Raw genomic sequence first — 18129 nt, 5'->3', positions numbered from 1 at the left:
ATCGGGAGAGGCAAATCATGCGTCATGGTGATATTTCCAGCAGTGATGACACAGTTGGCGTGGCGGTAGTCAACTACAAGATGCCGCGGCTGCACACGCGTGCAGAAGTGTTGGCCAATGCCCAGAAGATTGCCGACATCGTTGTTGGCATGAAACAGGGCCTGCCTGGCATGGACCTGGTGATCTTTCCGGAATACAGCCTGCAGGGAATCATGTACGACCCTGCGGAAATGATGGAAACCGCGGTGTCCGCACCGGGAGTGGAGACAGAGCTGCTTGCCAGCGCCTGTCGCAAGGCCAACACCTGGGGCGTGTTCTCGCTTACCGGTGAGCGTCATGAGGAGCACCCGAACAAGGCGCCGTACAACACCCTTGTGCTGATCAACAACAAGGGCGAGATCGTGCAGAAATACCGCAAGATCATCCCGTGGTGCCCGATCGAAGGCTGGTATCCGGGCGGCCAGACGTATGTCAGTGACGGCCCGAAGGGCATGAAGATCAGCATGATCATCTGCGACGACGGCAACTACCCCGAGATCTGGCGTGATTGTGCGATGAAGGGTGCCGAGCTGATCGTGCGCTGCCAGGGCTATATGTATCCAGCAAAAGAGCAGCAGGTGCTGATGGCCAAGGCCATGGCCTGGGCGAACAACAGCTACGTTGCCGTGGCCAACGCGGCAGGTTTCGACGGGGTGTATTCCTACTTCGGGCACTCCGCGATCATCGGCTTCGATGGCCGTACGCTGGGCGAGTGCGGTGAGGAGGAAATGGGCATCCAGTACGCGCAGTTGTCGGTATCGCAGATCCGCGATGCGCGTGCCAATGACCAATCCCAGAACCATCTGTTCAAGCTGCTGCACCGTGGTTACACCGGGTTGCGGAATTCCGGTGAGGGCGACAAGGGCTTGGCCGAGTGCCCGTTCGAGTTCTACAAGACCTGGGTCAACGATGCGGAGCAAGCCAGGGAGAACGTCGAGAAGATGACCCGGTCCACGGTGGGCGTGGCGCAATGCCCGGTTGGGCGCTTGCCGTACGAAGCCAAGGAAAAAGAGGCCTGAAGCCAGCGAGAACACGCGTGATGCGCTGTTGCGGGATGGCGACCGACAACAGCGCAGTTGTGCTTCGTCCTGCAATCGCACAAGGAGTGACCGCAATGCCGTTTCTAACCGACATGCTGGAGCAGACACAGCGCAAACGCGCGCTGGACGGGGTGCTTTCCGTTGAGAACAGGGCGCCGGACGGACTTGTCCAAGCGCATCTGTGCGTAAACAGTTCGCTGGAGAGCCGGTATCGCTTCGATATCGGCGTCATCATGGCCAGCCTGCGCAGCGAGATATTGGGCCAGGACGCAGCACTGCAGTCGGTCGAGGACATGCTCAAAGTGGTGCGTGCGGATATCACCGATCCACGCCGCCCCCTGTTCACTGCGTTGTTTCTGGGGCCAACCGGTGTGGGCAAGACCGAAATCGTGCGGGCGCTGGCACGTGCATTGCACGGCGATGCCGATGCGTTCTGCAGGGTAGATATGAATACCTTGTCGCAGGAGCATTACGCCGCCGCGCTGACAGGTGCGCCTCCTGGCTACGTCGGCGCCAAGGAAGGCACCACACTGCTGGACCAGGAAAAGCTGGAGGGCAGCGTTGGTCGCCCCGGAATCATGCTGTTCGACGAACTGGAAAAGGCCAGCCCGCAGGTAGTGCAGACGCTGCTGAACGTGCTCGACAACGGGATGTTGACGGTGGCGTCCGGCGAGCGTACCTACAGTTTCCGCAACACCTTGATCTTCATGACCAGCAATCTTGCCGCGCACGAAATCCAGCGCTACGACCAACGCCGCACAGGTTGGCGGGGTCTCATCCGCGGAGCGACGGCGGCATCGCGTCAACGCGCCGTGGACGGTCTGGTGCGCGCCCGGTTGCTTAAGGCATTCGCACCTGAGTTCATCAACCGGATCGACAAGGTCATCACCTTCAATTGGATAGAGCAGGGTGTTGCCGAGCAGCTGGCTGCGCTTGAAGTCAAACGGCTCAATCGACGTCTGCAGAAGCATGGCTGCACGTTGGAAGTGACGCCGCCGGTGCTGGCCAGGGTCATCGCCAATGGCTTCGACAGGCAGTTCGGCGCGCGTGCGCTTCGGCGCAGCATGCGCCAGCATCTGGAGGTGCCGCTGGCCGGTTATCTTATTGATCACCATGCCGGGGCAGCGGCAACTGCGAACATCGTCTACCTCGCCGTGCTCGAGCACGGCGAGGTCCACTTTCTGCGCCGCTGAGCGACGCCAAACCGGGAGCAGGGCAGCATGGCAACAAACCGCGACCAGCCAAGCTTGGGGCTTCTGTTCTCCGAGACCGGCGTGACGGCCGATATCGAGCGCTCCCAACGGCATGGCGCGCTGCTGGCGGTCGATCAGCTCAATCGCGAAGGCGGCGTCGAAGGGCGTGCCATCCAGGTGCTTTCGCGTGATCCGGGCGGAGATCCAGACCGCTACCGGCTATATGCCGAGGACCTCATCCGCAACCACGGGCTGCAGATGTTGGTGGGCTGCTACATGTCGCATACGCGCAAAGCGGTGATGCCGGTGGTGGAGCGCATGGACGCGCTGCTGTGCTTTCCAACGCCGTACGAAGGTTTTGAGTACTCGCCAAACATCATCTACGGCGGCCCGGCGCCCAACCAGAACAGCGCGCCGTTGGCGGCGTACCTGATCCGCCATTACGGCGAGCGGGTGGTGTTCATAGGCTCGGACTACATCTATCCGCGCGAAAGCAATCATGTCATGCGCCATCTCTATCGGCAGCATGGTGGCAAGGTGCTGGAGGAGATCTACATTCCCCTGTATCCCTCCGACGAGGACCTTGCCCATGCAGTTGAGCGCATTGCCAGGGCCAGGGCCGACGTCGTTTTCTCGACGGTCGTTGGTATCGGCACCGCGGCACTGTACCGGGCCATGGCGCGACGCTACGGGGATGCACCCCGGCCACCCATCGCCAGCCTGACCACCAGCGAGGCCGAAGTGGCCAGAATGGGTGCGGAAGTGGCTGAAGGGCACGTGGTGGTAGCGCCCTATTTCTCCAGCATCGATACGGCGGAGAACCGAAAGTTCGTGAGCGCTTGCCAGGCATCGTTTCCGCCGGGTGTAAGTATTACCGCATGGGCCGAGGCGGCCTACACCCAGACGTTGATGCTTGGCCGTGCCATGCAGAAAGCGCGCAGCTGGCGTGTGGAAGACGTACAGCCGCAGCTGTATGGGTTGCGGATTTCGGCGCCCCAGGGCGAGGTATGGGTGGAGCCGCAGAACAATCACAGTCACCTTGCCGCGCGCATTGCCGAGATAGACAGCAGCGGCATCTTCCAGGTCAAGTGGCAATCGCCGGAGCCGATCCGCCCGGACCCCTATGTTGTGGTTCACAACCTGGACGACTGGTCGACCAGCATGGGTGGGAGTGTGCCGGCATGAGTGCCTCCACCATCCTGGCGAGCTTGCGCGAGCTGCAGGTGATGGTGCTCATTCCGCCGTCTGAAGTGAGCGACACGCTGGTGTTGCAGCTGATCCGCATCGGCTGCTCGGTGCGTAACTGTTGGCCACCGCCCAAGCGCTTCGATGTGGCTGTGGATGTCATCTTCACCGGCATCTTCCAGAACAGGCACCATGAAGACATCAGTGCGCTGATTGCCAGCGGTCAACCTAGTACCACGGTATTGGCCCTGGTTGAGTACGAGAGCCCGGCGGTGCTCTCGCAGATCATCGAACTGGAGTGCCACGGCGTGATCATCCTGCCATTGGATGCGCATCGCGTGCTGCCATCGCTGGTTTCCGCACGCCGAGTCAGTGGCGAACTGCTGAAGCTGAAACAGAAGAATACCCAGCTGCAGGAAAAACTCGCCGGCCAAGCGGATATCAACCGCGCCAAGGTGATGCTGATGAGCCGCCATGGCTGGGAGGAAAGTCAGGCCCACGCATGGTTGTCGCAGGAAGCAATGAAGCAGCGTGAGTCGATCCAGAAGATTGCGCAAGACGTGGTGAAAGCAAAAAGACCGGCGGAGAACCGTCCTGAAGGCAGCGGGAGTTGATCATGATGCTTGGGCTGATATTGCTCTACGTGGGTGCGGTTCTGTTTGTAAACGGCGTGTGGCTGATGGACCGTATCAGTGGCAAGGAGGTGGCGGTCATCAATAGCCTGGTAGGTGGCCTGAGCTTGCTGGTGGCCTTGTATACGATCTTCGTCCTCGCCGATGTAAAAAGCGGCGCCTTCACCTTGCTGTTCGCCTTTACCTATCTGTGGGTGGCGGCCAACCAGTTGATGGGCAACGACGGCAGGGGGCTGGGCTGGTTCTGTCTGTTCGTCAGCATTACTGCCGCTACCGAAGCGGTGCGAGCGTTTACTGCGCTGGATGGCGCGTTCGGGCTATGGAATGCGCTCAACTGGAGCGCATGGACGGCTCTATGGTTCAGCTATTTTCTGCTGCTGGGCTTGGCTCGGAACATCCAGAAGCCAGTGGCCGGGTTCACCGTGTTGTGCGGGGTATTTACTGGCTGGTTGCCGGGTTTGTTGATACTGGGCCAGGTGATCAAGCTCTGAGGATGGGCCGCTGACGGCGGTGGGCCCATTCGCGGGCTTCCATTCGCCATGCCTTTGCGGCAACACTGCACCGGGCAGTCACCTGCGGGGAAGCGCAATGATGTTCCGAAGCCGCGTCGAAGTCTGGTCGGTGGGACGCCGGTTCGCCTTGCTAGCGCTGGTAGTCACGCTTGCGGCGCTGGCCGGGCTGGCCTTTCCCACCACGGCGGTAGCCGCGAATGAAGCGGCCCAGGTTGAAGGGCCGGTCCCGGCCATGGTGCGCTATTACAACCGCGACATCCTCAGCTTCCGCGCTGCTTTCATGGGCCGCTCGCCGTTGCAACGGGCCGAGGTTGCCGAGTTCAACATCAAGCGGATTGTCGATGAGCCCGGCCTGCCTGGGATCAGTTTCAAGGACACGCTCGACGGCACCATCCTGCTGCTGGGCGGTGAAGTGGTCACCATGATCACCCCGCAGGACGTGGACAGCGCGCATGGCCAGAGCATGGCGCAGGTGCGCGATGAGGTGCAGCGCCAGCTCGGTGACGCGGTGGCAGCGGCCGAGCGTGAGCGCGCACCGGGACGGGTATTGCGTGGGGTGATGCACAGCCTGGCCGCAACCCTGCTGGCGGTGGCGCTGATCTGGTTGATTGCATGGGGCGCGCGCAGGCTGCGCGCGGCGATGCTGGCCTGGGTGGGCGAAAAGGCCGGCACATTGCGCAGCGCTCCGCTGCGGCAGATGCTCACCGGCGCCAATGCGGTGGCTGATTGGCTGTCGCGGGCGGTGCTGCTGGTTGCGGTGTTGGTGCTGGCCGAAGAGTGGCTGCGCTACATCTTCCGTCAGTTCGATTACACCCAGCCCTGGGCCACGGCGATGACCTTGTGGCTCGCCGGCCAGGCCAAGCTGTGGCTGTTGGCGGCGGTGGCTGCAATTCCCGGGCTGGTCACGGCGGTGATCATTTTCCTGTTGGCGCGGCTGTGCAGCCAGATTGTCGGCATGCTGTTCCGTGGCGTGCAGAACGGCCGCTTCAAGCTGTTCGGCATTGACCGGCAGCTGGCCGAGCCGACCCGCAAGTTGACGGTTGGCGGCATCTGGCTGTTCGCGCTGGCGATGGCCTATCCGTATCTGCCGGGCTCCAGCAGTGATGCGTTCAAGGGCCTGAGCGTGCTGCTGGGGGTGATGATCTCGCTGGGCGGATCCAGCGTGGTCGGCCAGGCCGCAGCGGGCTTTACCTTGCTCTACGCGCGGACGATGTCGGTGGGCGATCTGGTCAACGTCGCCGATGTGGAAGGCCAGGTTGTCCACATCGGCTTGTTCACCACGCGTATCCGCACCATCACCGGAGTGGAAGCCAGCATCCCCAACATGCATGTGCTCAGCGGCAAGCTGCTGAACTACTCACGTGACCCACAAGCGGCAGGCATGTGGCTGGAGACCAGCGTCACCATCGGCTATGACACGCCGTGGCGGCAGGTGCATCGCCTGTTGCTGGATGCCGCCGGCAAGACCGCGCATGTGCAGAGCACGCCGGCCGCACATGTGTTGCAGACCGCGCTCAATGATTTCTATGTGGCCTATGTACTGCGCGTGCATATCGTGCAGTTGCCGCTGCGCGCGCAGATACGCAGTGAGCTGCATGCCAACATCCAGGACGCGTTCAACGCCGCCGGGGTGCAGATCATGTCGCCCAACTACATCGCCGACCCGGAGTTGCCGAAGATCGTGCCTCCCGCCGATTGGGACCCCAAAGGCCCCACGCCATGATCGCCGGGCTGGCGTTGCGCAGCTGAACAGGCTGGCGCAGATGACTGACATGTTCCGGGCGTAAGCTTGCCGTGACGCCCGCCGCGGGTGTCGCAACGCGGCGCCGGGGCGCTGGTTTGACGCGCTGCCGCAAGGCCTTTGTGCGGCAGATCGCTAAACTGCTTTCATTTGCAACGGAGGTGGTATGACTGGTTTTCGTCCGGTGTCGCTGATTGGCGTGCCCACTGATGTTGGTGCCGGTGCGCGCGGTGCACGGCTTGGCCCGGAGGCGCTGCGCATTGCAGGTCTGCCCGAAGCCTTGGCTGACCGCGGTGTGGACGTGCGCGATGTCGGCAACCTCGATGGCCCGCGCAATCCGTGGACCGGCCCGGTGCAGGGCTATCGTCATCTGGATGAAGTGGTGGCCTGGAACCACGCGCTGATGGAGGCAACTTACGCCGAGCTGAGCGAAGGACGCCTGCCGATCATGCTCGGTGGCGACCATTGCCTGGGCGTGGGCTCGATCACCGCCGTGGCGCGCTGGTGCCGCGAACAGGGCAAACAGTTACGGGTGCTGTGGCTGGACGCGCACTCCGATTTCAACACCTCCGATGTCACCCCGTCGGGCAATATCCACGGTATGCCGGTGGCCTGCCTGTGCGGGCTGGGCCCTGAAGGCCTGACCCACCTGGGTGGCAGCGCCCCGGCAATCGCGCCGTGGCAGGTCCACCAGATCGGCATCCGCTCGGTCGATCCGGAAGAGAAGCGGCTGATCAAGCAGCACCGGGTAGATGTGTACGACATGCGCCATATCGACGAAGCCGGCATGAAGCGCACGGTTGAAGCGGCGCTGCACGGAGTCGACGCCAACACCCACCTGCATGTCAGTTTCGACGTGGATTTCCTCGACCCCAGCATTGCACCGGGCGTCGGCACCACCGTGCCGGGTGGCGTCAATTACCGCGAAGCGCAGCTGGTGATGGAGATGATTGCCGACACCGGTTTGATGGGCTCGCTGGATATCGTCGAGCTGAATCCGCTACTGGATCATCAGAACCGCACCGCCGAGTTGGCCGTAGACCTGGTGGAGAGCCTGTTCGGCAAATCCACGCTGATGCGGGATTAACGTTCAACCGACATCACTGAACGAGTGCTGCGCGACTTCACGCGGAGCACACGGGCCAGCCGCCAGATTCGTCTTCACACGCGGAGTGTCTGCCGCCGGTCATCGGCCACGGCAGCCGAATTCAAGGGAGGAGACAAGATGATGAAGCGAGTGATGATGCTGGCCCTGGTGGGCGCGTTCTCGATTGGCATGCTCAGTGGCTGCAACACCGTCGCGGGCGCCGGCAAGGACATGCAGAAGGCGGGTGAGAAGGTCGAAGACAAGGCCAAGGACTGTAACGACGGCAAGTGCTGATGAACACGCGGTCCCATGGATCGCATCGATGAAACCACCACAGGAGAAACACATGAAGCGTTTGGTCGCCCTGATGTTGTTGTCGCTGTTCTCGGTCGCGGTGCTGTCTGGCTGCAATACCGTCGCCGGCGCTGGTAAGGATGTGCAGAAGGCTGGTGAGAAGGTTGAAGGCGCTGCCAAGGGCCATTGACCCTGCCGCGTCCACCCGATGAATGAAGAAGGCCGGCATTGCCGGCCTTCTTCTTGTCTGCGCTTTATTGCGCTTGCTGCATCGTCAGCCTGAATCGTCATTCACGGACATCAGTGCCCCACAACGCGGTGTGGACCCTGTGCCAACACCTGCTCCCACAAGATGGCCCCACGCGAATCAACCGCGTATCCCACAAGGAGCAGCGTAATGAACAAAGACATTATTTCCGGCAAGTGGACCCAGCTCAAAGGCAAGGTACAGGCCAAGTGGGGTGACATCACCGATGACGACATGAAGGTTGCCGAAGGCAACGCCGAATATCTGGCCGGGCGCCTGCAGGAGCGTTATGGCTGGGCCAAGGACCGCGCTGAAACCGAGGTGCGCGATTTCCAGAAAACCCTGCACGACGAGTATCCGGACTACCGTTGATCAACATCGCTTGAGCAATGGTGAAGGATCAATAACAAAGGGCCGCGAAAGCGGCCCTTTGTTTGTTTCAGATGTGTCCCCGGGCGGGCTGCTGTGGGAGCGGCGTAAGCCGCGAAGCTAGGGGCATCATCAGATGGCACATCTGGCACGTGCTTTGGCAATGTCAGCTTCGCGGCTTATGCCGCTCCCACAAAAACAAACCCAGATCCCGACAGGCGGCTGCTGCTCAGCGACCTGCGAAATCAGCGCCCACGTGCCGGCGGATCCGGCACGAAGCCGCTCGGGAACGCCTGTGGCGAGTTATCCACCCGCGGGTAACCGCGCGGCAGGATACCCATGGCAACCAAGCGCTGGCGCGAGTCGTAACGGATTTCGCTGACCTGCACCGGCGTGCGGCTGGCACGTTCGAAGTTGGTCAACGACGAACTGGACCACTCGCGCTCGCCATGGCCGGTGCCCAGCCGCTGCCGCGATTCGCTCTTGGCCATCGCGCTGGGCGCAGCGGCTTCGGCCGCACGCCCACTGGCGTTTGCGCTGGCCTCGGCGCGGTCTTCGTACTGCGGCATCGGGCGCGGCGACGGCCGTGGCATCGGCAATGGACGCACGTCGTAAACCGGCCGGCGTGCCTCGTTGAATACCGCGATGCCGATCACCCCCACATTGGCCGGGCGGCCGGTGCGGCTGGCGTAGCTGTCACTGGAGCGGGTGAACACGAACTGCGCGACTTCGGCGTTGGATTTGCGCCAACCGGTGATCTCGCTGCTCTGCCAGGGCTCCAGCACATAGCCGGACTGGCTGGCCGAGGCGGTCTGGCCGGTGATCGCGTTGACTCCATCCACCGACAGCACCACCAGTACGCGCTGGCCGCTGCGGTTTTCCATGCGCACGCTGTAACGGTGGCCCGGCTCGCCGGCCACCCATTGCTGGCCACGGTGGGCATGGGTTTCCAGCTCGGTATCGCGGTCGCGGTCGATCACCGACAGCAGCACCGGGCCCTCATCGGCCGGCCGGACCGGGCTGAACCCGCAAAGGGCGACAACCGACAACACACTGGCAATCAAACGGTACATGGCGCTGGCTCCTGGGCGGGGTACGTGGCCTTGAACGGCCGGGCGCGGGCAACGGGGTTGAAGGCGGGGACAGCTGCGGGCGGTTACACTGGCCCGGTTCATCCGCTCGTCAGCTTGGTTTACATGACTACCCGCGTCCTTACCGGCATTACCCCCTCCGGCACTCCCCACCTCGGCAACTACGTCGGCGCGATCCGCCCGGCCATTGCCGCCAGTCGCGCCTCGGATATCGAGAGCTTCTTCTTCCTGGCCGACCTGCACAGCCTGATCAAGGCGCAGGAGCCCGAGCGCACCCAGCGTTCGACCCTGGAGATCGCGGCCAGCTGGCTGGCCTGCGGCCTGGACCCGGACAAGGTGTGGTTCTACCGGCAGAGCGACATCCCGGAAACCACCGAGCTGATGTGGTTCCTCACTGTTGTTGCCAGCAAGGGCATCCTCAACCGCGCCCACGCCTACAAGGCCGCGGTGGACAAGAACCGCGAGGAGCAGCTGGACGACGATGCAGGCGTCAGCGCCGGCCTGTTCATGTACCCGGTGCTGATGGCCGCCGACATCCTGATCTTCAACGCCAACAAGGTGCCGGTGGGTCGTGACCAGATCCAGCACATCGAAATGGCGCGTGATTTCGCCCAGCGCTTCAACCATGTGTACGGCAAGGAATACTTCGCCCTGCCGGAAGTGATCATCGACGAACAGGTGGCCACCCTGGCCGGCCTGGACGGCCGCAAGATGAGCAAGAGCTACAGCAACACCATCCCGCTGTTCGTACCGCGCGAAGAGCTGAAGAAGCTGGTGTTCTCGATCCTCACCGATTCGCGCATGCCCGGCGAGCCCAAGGACACCGAAGGCTCGGCGCTGTTTCAGATGTACCAGGCCTTCGCCAGCCCGGAGCAGACCGCTGGTTTTGCCAAGGCCTTCGCCGAGGGCATCAGCTGGGGCGATGCCAAGCAGCAGCTGTTCGAGCGTATCGACGCCGAGCTGTCGCCGCTGCGCGAGCGCTACAACGCACTGATGGCAGAACCCGAAAAGATCGAAGCCATCCTGCGCAAGCGTGGCCAGCAGCTGCGCGAGCAGTTCGCCATTCCGTTGCTGAAGGAACTGCGCCATGCCGTCGGCCTGCGCGACCTGTCCGCTGCCGGCGACAAGCCCAAGGCCGAAGTCGCTGCCAAGGCGGCGTTGCCGCTGTTCAAGCAGTACCGCGAAAAGGACGGCCGCTTCTACTTCAAGCTGCTCGATGGCGAAGGCGAACTGCTGATCCAGAGCGAAGGCTTTGATTCGCCGCGCGATGCCGGCCAGCTGATCGCCGTGCTCAAGCAGGCCGAGCAGGGCGATGCGCTGCAGAGCGAGTTGTTCAAGGTTGAAACGGAAGTAGAGCCGGTGCTGGCGGCATTGCGCGAACTGCGCGAGGCTGCGGCAAAGGAATGATCCCCTGGGGAGGAGCACGTCGATGGCCTGGTTGTCGTTGTTGTTGTTTCTCCCCTGGTTCTGCGTGATGGGGGCGCTGTACTGGTGGTTTCCACGCCAGCCGCGTAGCCGCAGGCGCACGGTATTCGATGCAGCCATGCTGGTGCTGGCCTTGGTGGCCAGCATTGGCTTCATGTTGTGGGGCTATCAGGTGGGTGCGGCCGAGGTTGCCGAGGGGCTGTGGAAGCAGATCCTGGCAGTGCTGTATGCCTATGGCGGCTTCCTGGCGGTGATGGTGCTGGCGCTGCTGCTGCGCCCACGCGTACTGCAGCCCTAGGCCGACGCGGCTGCGACAAAAGTCCGGGTTGAGTGGCGCGGTGGGGGCTGGCAGGATCGAAGCCAGTATCTGCCGGAGTCCTTGCATGTCCCTTGCCCATGGCATCCACACCATCGATACCGCGTTCCAGCGCGATCACTTCGATGCGGCCTATCTGATCGTGCAGGACGGGCGCGGCGCGTTCGTTGATTGTGGCACCACCCATTCGCAGCCTCATCTGCTGGCCTGCATCGCGCAGGCAGGCCTGCAACCGGCCGACATCGACTGGTTGATCCTCACCCATGTGCATCTGGACCACGCTGGCGGCACCGGCGCACTGATGCAGCAGCTGCCCAATGCCAGGCTGGTGGTGCACCCGCGCGGCGCCCAGCACATGATTGATCCGGCCCGGCTGATTGCCGGTGCCACCGCGGTGTATGGGCAGGACGAGATGGCACGCAGTTACGGTGAGATCGTGCCGGTGCCCGCCGAACGGGTGGTGGTGGCCGAGGACGGGCATCGTGTTTCGCTGGCCGGCCGCGTGCTGGTCTGCGTGGATACGCCGGGACATGCACGCCACCATTTCTGCGTCTGGGATGCGGCCAGCCGCAGCTGGTTCACCGGCGATACCTTCGGCCTGTCCTACCGCGAGCTGGATCATGCCGCTGGCGCTTTCATCATCCCAACCTCCTCGCCGGTGCAGTTCGAGCCGGAGGCGATGCATGCCTCGATCGAACGGCTGATGCGCGAGGCGCCCGAGGCCATGTATCTGACTCACTACGGTCGCGTGGAAGGCACGGCGCGGTTGGCGAAGGAACTGCATGAGCAGATCGACGCGATGGTGGCCATTGCATTGCGTTGCAAGGGCGAGCCGCAGCGACACCGCCTGCTGGTGGATGCACTGGGCGCGTTGTATGTAGCGCGATTGCGGCTGCAGGGCAGCCCGCTGGACGCCTCGGAAGTACTGCGTGTGCTGGCCATGGATATCGAACTCAACGCTCAAGGCCTGGCCTGCTGGCTGGACCGCGAAAAACGCTGAAGGCCGGCAGGTTTCCGGTAGTGCCGAGCCCTGCTCGGCTGTGGCTTTCCCGGGAAAGCAGCAGGTAAATGTTGGCGCGGCGTACGCCGCGAAGCCGCCATTGCCGGAATTACGGATTGGCCTGCAATCTGCCGGATTCCTGGCTTCGCGGCTTACGCCGCTCCTACAAGGCAATGCCGGTTAGAATTTGCCATTCATTCTGTCGTTGGTAGTTGCCTTGAATCCGATGCGCATCCTGCTGCTTTCTTCCTGCCTGTTTGTCGGCGGCGTCGCATCTGCGGCCAATGACCTGCCTGGCGGTGGCATCGACCCGGAAGCGTTGTCGCGGCATGTGCGCATTCTTGCCTCCGACGAGTTCGAGGGCCGGGCGCCGGCAAGCAAGGGCGAACAGCGCACCATCGACTATCTGGTCGAGGAATTCCGCAAGGCTGGCCTGCAGCCGGGCGGCAAGGACGGCAGTTGGGTGCAGGAAGTGCCGCTGGTACGCGCGACGGTGAACGGTGAGGTCGCTGCCAGTCTGTCGCTGAATGGCAAGGCCCAACCGCTGGTCAACGGTGAAGACATCACCTTGCAGAGCCTGAGCCCGTTGGGTGTGGTCGACCAGCAGGACACGCCGCTGGTATTCATCGGCTACGGCATTTCCGCGCCGGAACGGCATTGGGACGATTACAAGGGTCTGGACCTGAGCGGCAAGATCGCCGTCGTGCTGATCAACGATGCCGACTTCGAGGCCGATGCACCGGGTGCGTTCGACGGCAAGGCCGTTACCTACTACGGCCGCTGGACCTACAAGTTCGAGGAAGCCGCACGTCGCGGCGCCGAAGGCGTGCTGATCGTGCACGAGACCGCGCCGGCCGCGTATCCGTGGGCGACGGTGAAGGCATCCGGCACTTCGCCGCTGTTCGATATCGAACGCAGCAAGGAAGACGCGCTGGCCGCACATACGCCGGTACGCGGCTGGATGCAGCGGGCTTTGGCCGAGCGCATCTTCAGTGCCGCCGGGCTGGATTTCGAGACCGAAAAACGCAAGGCGATGCGCGCCGATTTCCAGCCCGTGGCGCTGGGTGATGCGCGGCTTTCCACCAGCTTCTGGGTGGACCGCGAGCGCGTGGTGAGCCGCAACGTGGTGGCCAAGCTGGAAGGCAGCAGCCATCCGCAGGAATCGGTGATCTTCTCCGCCCACTGGGACGCCTTCGGTATCGGCCAGCCGGACGCAAACGGCCAGACCGTGCGCCACGGCGCCATCGACAACGCCACCGGCGTGGCCTCGGTGCTGGAGCTGGGCCGGGTGTTCGCCGCCGGCCCGCGTCCGCAGCGCTCGTTGTACTTCATTGCATTGACGGCCGAAGAGAAGGGCCTGCTCGGTGCCAGCTATTACGCCGCGCATCCGCTGGCACCGCTGGAAACCACCGCGGCGGTATTGAACATCGAGATGTTCAGCCCGGATGGCGAGACGGTGGATATCGCCACCTGGGGCAATGGCCGCGTCTCGCTGGAGAACGATGTGCAGCGCGTGGCGCAGGCACGTGGCCGACGCTGGTCGCCGGACCCCAATCTGGAAGCGGGTTTCTTCTACCGCGCCGATCACTTTGCGTTTGCGCGCAAGGGTGTACCGGCGATCACCGTCGGCGCCGGCCTGGACAAGCTGGAGGGTGGTGTTGCCGCCGGTCGCGCGCTGCGTGATGCCTACTTCGCCAAGTGCTACCACCAGGCCTGCGATGCGTGGACGCCGCAGTGGGATGCGCGCGGCCTGGCTGCCGACACCTTGTTGGTCTATGACATGGGTTTGGAATTGGCCAATAGCCGGCATTGGCCGACATGGCAGAAGGGCGCGGAGTTCAGGGCTGCGCGCGAAGCCAGCGATGCTGCCCGGCGCTGAGTGATGTGAAGGCCGGCTGGCTGATGCTGCCGGCGTTCTGCTTTTCAGCTCTTTGCGCTTTGTTTTCCGCTTTCCGAATTCCGCATTTATGCCGTCATTCCCGCCTGCGCGGGAATGACGGCATACGGGCATAAAGCCAAAGCCAGCACCAAAGCCGAAGCTATTACTGGCGCGTCCCATCCAGCCAGTTCGGCCCCTTGTTCTTCAGAAAGAACACATAGACCACCAGCGACACCGCGATCACCGCAGTCACATACATGGCGAACGCATCCACGTGGCCGGTCTTCAGTGCGCCCTGGTACAACAACGGTGCCGTGCCGCCGAACAGCGAATTGGCCATCGCATAGCCAAAGCCAACACCCAGCGCACGCACGTGTGTGGGAAACAATTCGGCCTTCACCACCGCGTTGATCGAGGTATAGCCCGTCAGGATCACAAAGCCAACAGCCAGCACCATGAATGCCCTGAACGCATCATGCTGCTGCGGCAGCGCGGTGATCATGTACCAGCTGTAGAGCACGCCGCCGACGCCGAAGAACACCAGCAGGCTCTTGCGTCCGACCCTATCCGACAACCAACCGCCAACCGGCTGCAGCAGCATCAGGAAGGTCAGCACGCCGAGGTTGATCAGCGTACCGGTCATCACGTCATCGCCCGCAAACGCGCTCTGGATCATCTTCGGTCCGTTCACCGAATAGGTGTAGAACGCGACCGTGCCACCGGCGGTGATCAGGAAGCACAGCAGTAACGGCCGCCACTGGTGCACGAACAATTCGTACATGGAGCCGGAGGCCTTGGCGCGGCCTTCCTTCGCGGCCTCGATCTGGTCCTGGTTGAGTGACTCGTCCATGCTGCGGCGCAGCCAGAACACCACGATGGCGGCAATGCCGCCGATGCCGAAGGCGATGCGCCAACCCCAGGCCGAGATTTCGGGTTTTTCCCACAACAGCAGCATTGCCAGCAGGGTCAGCTGGGCCAGCACATGGCCGCCGACCAGGGTCACGTAGTGGAAGGACGACAGGAAGCCGCGGCGGCCTGGGATGGCCGCTTCGGACATGTAGGTGGCGCTGGTGCCGTACTCACCGCCGGTGGCAAAGCCCTGCGCCAGCCGCGCGATCAGCAGGATCAAGGCCGCTGCGCCACCAATCTGCGAGGCGGTCGGGGTGATCGCGATCAGGAACGAGCAGGCCGCCATCACCGTCACCGACACGGTCAAGGCGCGGCGGCGACCGTAGCGGTCGGCGAAGCGGCCGAAGTACCAGGCACCGATCGGGCGCATCAGGAAGGTGGCAGCGAAGATCGCCCACACATAGATGGTGGAGTTCTTGTCGGCGGCCGAAAAGAACTGTGATTCAAAGTAAACCGCGAACACCGAGTAGACATAGACGTCGTACCACTCCACCAGGTTGCCGGCCGAGCCCTTCAAGGTGTTGGAGATGGAACGGCGCAGCGCGGCGCGATCGGAGGCTGCCGGTGCGGCGGCGGTGGGGGTGTTCATGCAGGCGGTGTCCTCGCGGGGTGGCCAAGGCCGGGCGATGCACGCAGCAGGGCCAGGCGAATGGCTTCACCCTACCGCAGCCGGCGTCTGCATGACGTAGTCAGTCTTGCCAAGCGAATACAGCATGCCGTTTTTCAGACTGATCTCCGTGCCGGGGTGGCCTAGAATCCACTTTCCCCCGAATGGTGGCACCGCCTCATGTCCTCCCCCGAATCCGCGCCGGCTGCTCCTCCCAGGGGTGGCCTTGTCGTTCTGGCCTTGTTCCTGGTCTACGTGGTGTGGGGGTCCACCTATCTCGGCATCCATCTGGCACTGGAAAGCGGCCTGCCACCGTTGACGGTGATTTCAGGTACGCGCTTTGTAATTGCCGGCAGCGTGCTGTACGCCTTGCTGCGCTGGCGCGGTGTGGCCGCGCCGACCCGCGCGCAATGGAAGACGCTGGCGGTGATGGGCCTGTGTCTGCTGTTCCTCGGCAACGGCATGGTGGTGTTGGCCGAACGCGACGTCTCTTCCGGTCTGGCGGCGGTCGCGGTGGCCTCGGTGCCGTTGTGGATGGCGCTGTTCTCGGCCATCCGGGGTGAGAAGGTTACCGGCGGCGAATGGCTGGGCATCGCCGTTGGCTTCGTCGGCGTGGTCTGGCTCAACGCCGGCAGCAGCCTGACCGCGACCCCCACCGGCTTGATCCTGCTGCTGATTGCGCCGTTGGGCTGGGCGGCCGGTTCGATCTGGTCGCGCGGCCGCGACCTGCCATCGCCGTTCATGACCGCTGCCGGGCAGATGCTCTGCGGCGGCGTGATCCTGGTCTGCGCCGGCCTGCTGCGCGGTGAGCGCATCAACGCCTGGCCCAACCTGCAGGGCCTGTTGTCGGTGAGCTACCTGACCGTATTCGGCTCGATCATCGCTTTCACCGCTTATGTGTGGCTGCTGCACAACGTGCGGCCGGTACTGGCCAGCAGCTATGCCTACGTCAATCCGGTGATCGCCGTGGCCTTGGGCGCTTGGATCGCGCATGAGCGCTTCAGCATTTCCGATCTCGGCGCGATGGCGGTGATTCTGGCTGGCGTCGTGGTCATCACTCTTGCAAGGCTGCGTCGCGCATGAACAGCAACAGCGAACACCGCAACGGCCTGTGGGCCACCACCCTGGCCTTCGTCATCTGGGGGCTGTTCCCGCTGTACTGGCACCTGCTCAAGGAGGTGCCGTCGTTCCTGATCATTGCCCACCGCATCGTCTGGAGCGCGGTATTGCTGGTTGGCGGGCTGAGCATCGTGCGCGGCTGGGGCTGGTTGACGGAGGTATGGGCAACGCCACGGCGGTTTTGGCTGCTGGGTCTGTCCAGTCTGCTGATCGCGCTGAACTGGAGCTTGTACATCTGGGCGGTGAATGCCGGCCACGTGGTTGAAACCAGCCTGGGTTACTTCATCAATCCGCTGCTCAGCGTGTTGCTGGGGGTGGTGGTGCTGGGCGAACGGCTGGGCAAGCTGCAGTGGCTGGCGGTGGGGTTGGCCGCCCTCGGCGTGGCCTGGCTGACCTGGCAGAGCGGGCGCCCACCGTGGATCGCCATTGGCCTGTCCATCACCTTTGGCCTGTACGGCCTGCTGCGCAAGCTGGTGGTGGTCGATGCGGTGAGCGGGCTGGGCGTGGAAAGCCTGTTCATGGTGGCACCGGCGCTGGCCTATGTGATCTGGTCCGAGGCCGGCCATGGCGGTGGTTTCATTTCCGGCTGGGGCGTTGGCAACGACGTGCTGCTGGTGCTGGCCGGTGCGGTCAGCGCGATACCGCTGATCGCCTTTGCCTTTGGCGTGCGGCGGGTGCCGCTGACCGTGGTGGGCCTGCTGCAGTACATCGCGCCGACCCTGCAGTTCCTGGTAGGTGTGCTGGTGTTCCGTGAAGCCTTCAATGCCAATCAGCTGGTCGGTTTCTGCCTGATCTGGGCCGGGCTGGTGGTGTTTGCGGTGGCCGGCGTACGCAAGGCGCGGATGGCGCGCGTGGTCTCGCCAGCGGCCTAAGCAGCGCTCGAGTAGCCCGGGTAAGCGCAGCGCCCCCGGGGCCGTTGGCGCACGCTTTGATGAAACCGTATCGCCGACTCCCGGGTGCGCTGCGCTTACCCGGGCTACGCTGCTGGCAGTGCAGCGGGCCACTCAGCGGTTGATGACAGCTTCGATACGATGCCCGTCGGGGTCGATCAGGAACGCCGCGTAGTACTGCGCGCCATAGTCCGGGCGCAATCCCGGCGCACCGTTGTCGCGGCCACCGACGGCGAGTGCCTGCGCATGGAAGCGATCGACCGCCGCCTGATCGGGTGCGGCGAAGGCCAGGTGGAAGCCGGCGCTTGGCGCGCGCACCTCGCTGCGCAGTTTCAGGCAGAACATGTCCTGGTCGTCGACCAGACCATAGCCGATGGCGGTTTCGTCCTCGAACACGCGACGGAAACCCAGCGCGCCCAGCGCGGCATCGTAGAACGCAGCGCTCAGCGCAAGATCGGTGACCGGGAAGGAAACGTGATGCAGCATTGGAACCGACCTGCCGATTGTTGAGGATGCGCCGACGTTAGCGGTTTGGCGGCGATGTGTCTGCTGTT

General features: G+C 63.4%; 19 protein-coding genes. 16 read left to right on the top strand and 3 right to left on the bottom strand.

The genetic code is table 11. The annotated features are described in order from the left end of the window. The first annotated feature begins 17 nt into the window (after positions 1–17). From ACVOKO_RS04190 to ACVOKO_RS04145, 10 genes are all read left to right on the top strand, one after another. A complete protein-coding gene (locus ACVOKO_RS04190; protein WP_346497580.1) occupies positions 18–1058 on the top strand; it encodes an aliphatic amidase in 1041 nt (346 codons plus the stop codon). Positions 1059–1093: 35 nt separating this feature from the next. Beyond that, positions 1094–2272 carry an AAA family ATPase gene (locus tag ACVOKO_RS04185; RefSeq protein WP_346497578.1) on the top strand — a complete coding sequence of 393 codons (1179 nt, stop codon included), beginning with the start codon at positions 1094–1096 and terminating at the stop codon, positions 2270–2272. 27 nt (positions 2273–2299) lie between these two features. Continuing rightward, a complete protein-coding gene (gene amiC, locus ACVOKO_RS04180) occupies positions 2300–3457 on the top strand; it encodes an aliphatic amidase expression-regulating protein AmiC (protein WP_346497576.1) in 1158 nt (385 codons plus the stop codon). After that, positions 3454–4071 (top strand): ANTAR domain-containing response regulator, encoded by a 618-nt coding sequence (locus ACVOKO_RS04175; RefSeq protein ID WP_346497574.1) that lies wholly within the window; start codon positions 3454–3456, stop codon positions 4069–4071. The genes amiC and ACVOKO_RS04175 overlap by 4 nt, the downstream gene beginning before the upstream one ends. 2 nt (positions 4072–4073) lie before the next feature. Beyond that, entirely contained in the window at positions 4074–4580 is a 507-nt protein-coding gene (locus tag ACVOKO_RS04170) for an AmiS/UreI family transporter (protein WP_346497572.1), read from the top strand. Between the two features lie 97 nt (positions 4581–4677). Continuing rightward, positions 4678–6324 carry a mechanosensitive ion channel family protein gene (locus ACVOKO_RS04165; RefSeq protein ID WP_346497570.1) on the top strand — a complete coding sequence of 549 codons (1647 nt, stop codon included), beginning with the start codon at positions 4678–4680 and terminating at the stop codon, positions 6322–6324. Positions 6325–6508: 184 nt separating this feature from the next. Then, a complete protein-coding gene (rocF, locus tag ACVOKO_RS04160; RefSeq protein ID WP_346497568.1) occupies positions 6509–7429 on the top strand; it encodes an arginase in 921 nt (306 codons plus the stop codon). Positions 7430–7570: 141 nt separating this feature from the next. Beyond that, a complete protein-coding gene (locus ACVOKO_RS04155) occupies positions 7571–7723 on the top strand; it encodes an entericidin A/B family lipoprotein (RefSeq protein ID WP_346497566.1) in 153 nt (50 codons plus the stop codon). 52 nt (positions 7724–7775) lie between these two features. Continuing rightward, positions 7776–7913, top strand: coding sequence for an entericidin A/B family lipoprotein (locus ACVOKO_RS04150; RefSeq protein ID WP_062170399.1), 138 nt, complete (start codon positions 7776–7778; stop codon positions 7911–7913). 207 nt (positions 7914–8120) lie between these two features. Then, on the top strand, positions 8121–8342 hold the full coding sequence (locus tag ACVOKO_RS04145; RefSeq protein ID WP_346497563.1) for a CsbD family protein: 222 nt from the start codon (positions 8121–8123) through the stop codon (positions 8340–8342). A gap of 242 nt (positions 8343–8584) precedes the next feature. On the opposite strand, the gene ACVOKO_RS04140 is transcribed toward ACVOKO_RS04145, so the two are convergent. Then, positions 8585–9412, bottom strand: coding sequence for a hypothetical protein (locus ACVOKO_RS04140; protein ID WP_346497561.1), 828 nt, complete (start codon positions 9410–9412; stop codon positions 8585–8587). 123 nt (positions 9413–9535) lie between these two features. Between ACVOKO_RS04140 and ACVOKO_RS04135 the strand changes: the two genes are divergently transcribed. The 4 genes from ACVOKO_RS04135 (at position 9536) to ACVOKO_RS04120 (ending at position 14050) form a co-directional block, all read left to right on the top strand. Further along, positions 9536–10837 (top strand): tryptophan--tRNA ligase, encoded by a 1302-nt coding sequence (locus tag ACVOKO_RS04135; protein ID WP_346497559.1) that lies wholly within the window; start codon positions 9536–9538, stop codon positions 10835–10837. A 22-nt stretch (positions 10838–10859) separates the two neighbouring features. Next, positions 10860–11153: a hypothetical protein gene (locus ACVOKO_RS04130; RefSeq protein WP_346497557.1), complete on the top strand. Its 294-nt coding sequence runs from the start codon at positions 10860–10862 to the stop codon at positions 11151–11153. 85 nt (positions 11154–11238) lie between these two features. Next, a complete protein-coding gene (locus ACVOKO_RS04125) occupies positions 11239–12171 on the top strand; it encodes an MBL fold metallo-hydrolase (RefSeq protein WP_346497555.1) in 933 nt (310 codons plus the stop codon). Between the two features lie 226 nt (positions 12172–12397). Then, positions 12398–14050, top strand: coding sequence for a M28 family metallopeptidase (locus ACVOKO_RS04120; RefSeq protein ID WP_346497731.1), 1653 nt, complete (start codon positions 12398–12400; stop codon positions 14048–14050). 163 nt (positions 14051–14213) lie between these two features. On the opposite strand, the gene ACVOKO_RS04115 is transcribed toward ACVOKO_RS04120, so the two are convergent. After that, positions 14214–15548 carry an MFS transporter gene (locus ACVOKO_RS04115; RefSeq protein WP_346497553.1) on the bottom strand — a complete coding sequence of 445 codons (1335 nt, stop codon included), beginning with the start codon at positions 15546–15548 and terminating at the stop codon, positions 14214–14216. A gap of 198 nt (positions 15549–15746) precedes the next feature. On the opposite strand from ACVOKO_RS04115, the gene yedA reads away from it, so the two are divergent. Together yedA and rarD are read left to right on the top strand one after the other, a co-directional pair. Continuing rightward, positions 15747–16649, top strand: a complete 903-nt coding sequence (yedA, locus tag ACVOKO_RS04110; RefSeq protein WP_346497551.1) for a drug/metabolite exporter YedA — start codon at positions 15747–15749, stop codon at positions 16647–16649. Next, on the top strand, positions 16646–17557 hold the full coding sequence (gene rarD / locus ACVOKO_RS04105) for an EamA family transporter RarD (RefSeq protein ID WP_346497549.1): 912 nt from the start codon (positions 16646–16648) through the stop codon (positions 17555–17557). The genes yedA and rarD overlap by 4 nt, the downstream gene beginning before the upstream one ends. Before the next feature lie 132 nt (positions 17558–17689). Here rarD and ACVOKO_RS04100 read toward each other — a convergent pair whose 3' ends face one another. Next, complete coding sequence (locus ACVOKO_RS04100; RefSeq protein WP_346497547.1) at positions 17690–18061, bottom strand: VOC family protein; 372 nt, start codon at positions 18059–18061, stop codon at positions 17690–17692. Positions 18062–18129: the final 68 nt, after the last annotated feature.

The organism is Stenotrophomonas sp. STEN240 (assembly GCF_056756175.1).
Note: the sequence above shows the minus strand (reverse complement) of the source record. Positions and strands in the feature narration are given on the sequence as shown.

Bases quoted from the DNA above. Each gene is read 5' to 3' on its own strand.
- ACVOKO_RS04190 (WP_346497580.1), top strand. From the start codon at position 18: ATGCGTCATGGTGATATTTCCAGCAGTGATGACACAGTTGGCGTGGCG.
- ACVOKO_RS04185 (WP_346497578.1), top strand. From the start codon at position 1,094: ATGGCGACCGACAACAGCGCAGTTGTGCTTCGTCCTGCAATCGCACAA.
- amiC (WP_346497576.1), top strand. From the start codon at position 2,300: ATGGCAACAAACCGCGACCAGCCAAGCTTGGGGCTTCTGTTCTCCGAG.
- ACVOKO_RS04175 (WP_346497574.1), top strand. From the start codon at position 3,454: ATGAGTGCCTCCACCATCCTGGCGAGCTTGCGCGAGCTGCAGGTGATG.
- ACVOKO_RS04170 (WP_346497572.1), top strand. From the start codon at position 4,074: ATGATGCTTGGGCTGATATTGCTCTACGTGGGTGCGGTTCTGTTTGTA.
- ACVOKO_RS04165 (WP_346497570.1), top strand. From the start codon at position 4,678: ATGATGTTCCGAAGCCGCGTCGAAGTCTGGTCGGTGGGACGCCGGTTC.
- rocF (WP_346497568.1), top strand. From the start codon at position 6,509: ATGACTGGTTTTCGTCCGGTGTCGCTGATTGGCGTGCCCACTGATGTT.
- ACVOKO_RS04155 (WP_346497566.1), top strand. From the start codon at position 7,571: ATGAAGCGAGTGATGATGCTGGCCCTGGTGGGCGCGTTCTCGATTGGC.
- ACVOKO_RS04150 (WP_062170399.1), top strand. From the start codon at position 7,776: ATGAAGCGTTTGGTCGCCCTGATGTTGTTGTCGCTGTTCTCGGTCGCG.
- ACVOKO_RS04145 (WP_346497563.1), top strand. From the start codon at position 8,121: ATGAACAAAGACATTATTTCCGGCAAGTGGACCCAGCTCAAAGGCAAG.
- ACVOKO_RS04140 (WP_346497561.1), bottom strand. From the start codon at position 9,412: ATGTACCGTTTGATTGCCAGTGTGTTGTCGGTTGTCGCCCTTTGCGGG.
- ACVOKO_RS04135 (WP_346497559.1), top strand. From the start codon at position 9,536: ATGACTACCCGCGTCCTTACCGGCATTACCCCCTCCGGCACTCCCCAC.
- ACVOKO_RS04130 (WP_346497557.1), top strand. From the start codon at position 10,860: ATGGCCTGGTTGTCGTTGTTGTTGTTTCTCCCCTGGTTCTGCGTGATG.
- ACVOKO_RS04125 (WP_346497555.1), top strand. From the start codon at position 11,239: ATGTCCCTTGCCCATGGCATCCACACCATCGATACCGCGTTCCAGCGC.
- ACVOKO_RS04120 (WP_346497731.1), top strand. From the start codon at position 12,398: ATGCGCATCCTGCTGCTTTCTTCCTGCCTGTTTGTCGGCGGCGTCGCA.
- ACVOKO_RS04115 (WP_346497553.1), bottom strand. From the start codon at position 15,548: ATGAACACCCCCACCGCCGCCGCACCGGCAGCCTCCGATCGCGCCGCG.
- yedA (WP_346497551.1), top strand. From the start codon at position 15,747: ATGTCCTCCCCCGAATCCGCGCCGGCTGCTCCTCCCAGGGGTGGCCTT.
- rarD (WP_346497549.1), top strand. From the start codon at position 16,646: ATGAACAGCAACAGCGAACACCGCAACGGCCTGTGGGCCACCACCCTG.
- ACVOKO_RS04100 (WP_346497547.1), bottom strand. From the start codon at position 18,061: ATGCTGCATCACGTTTCCTTCCCGGTCACCGATCTTGCGCTGAGCGCT.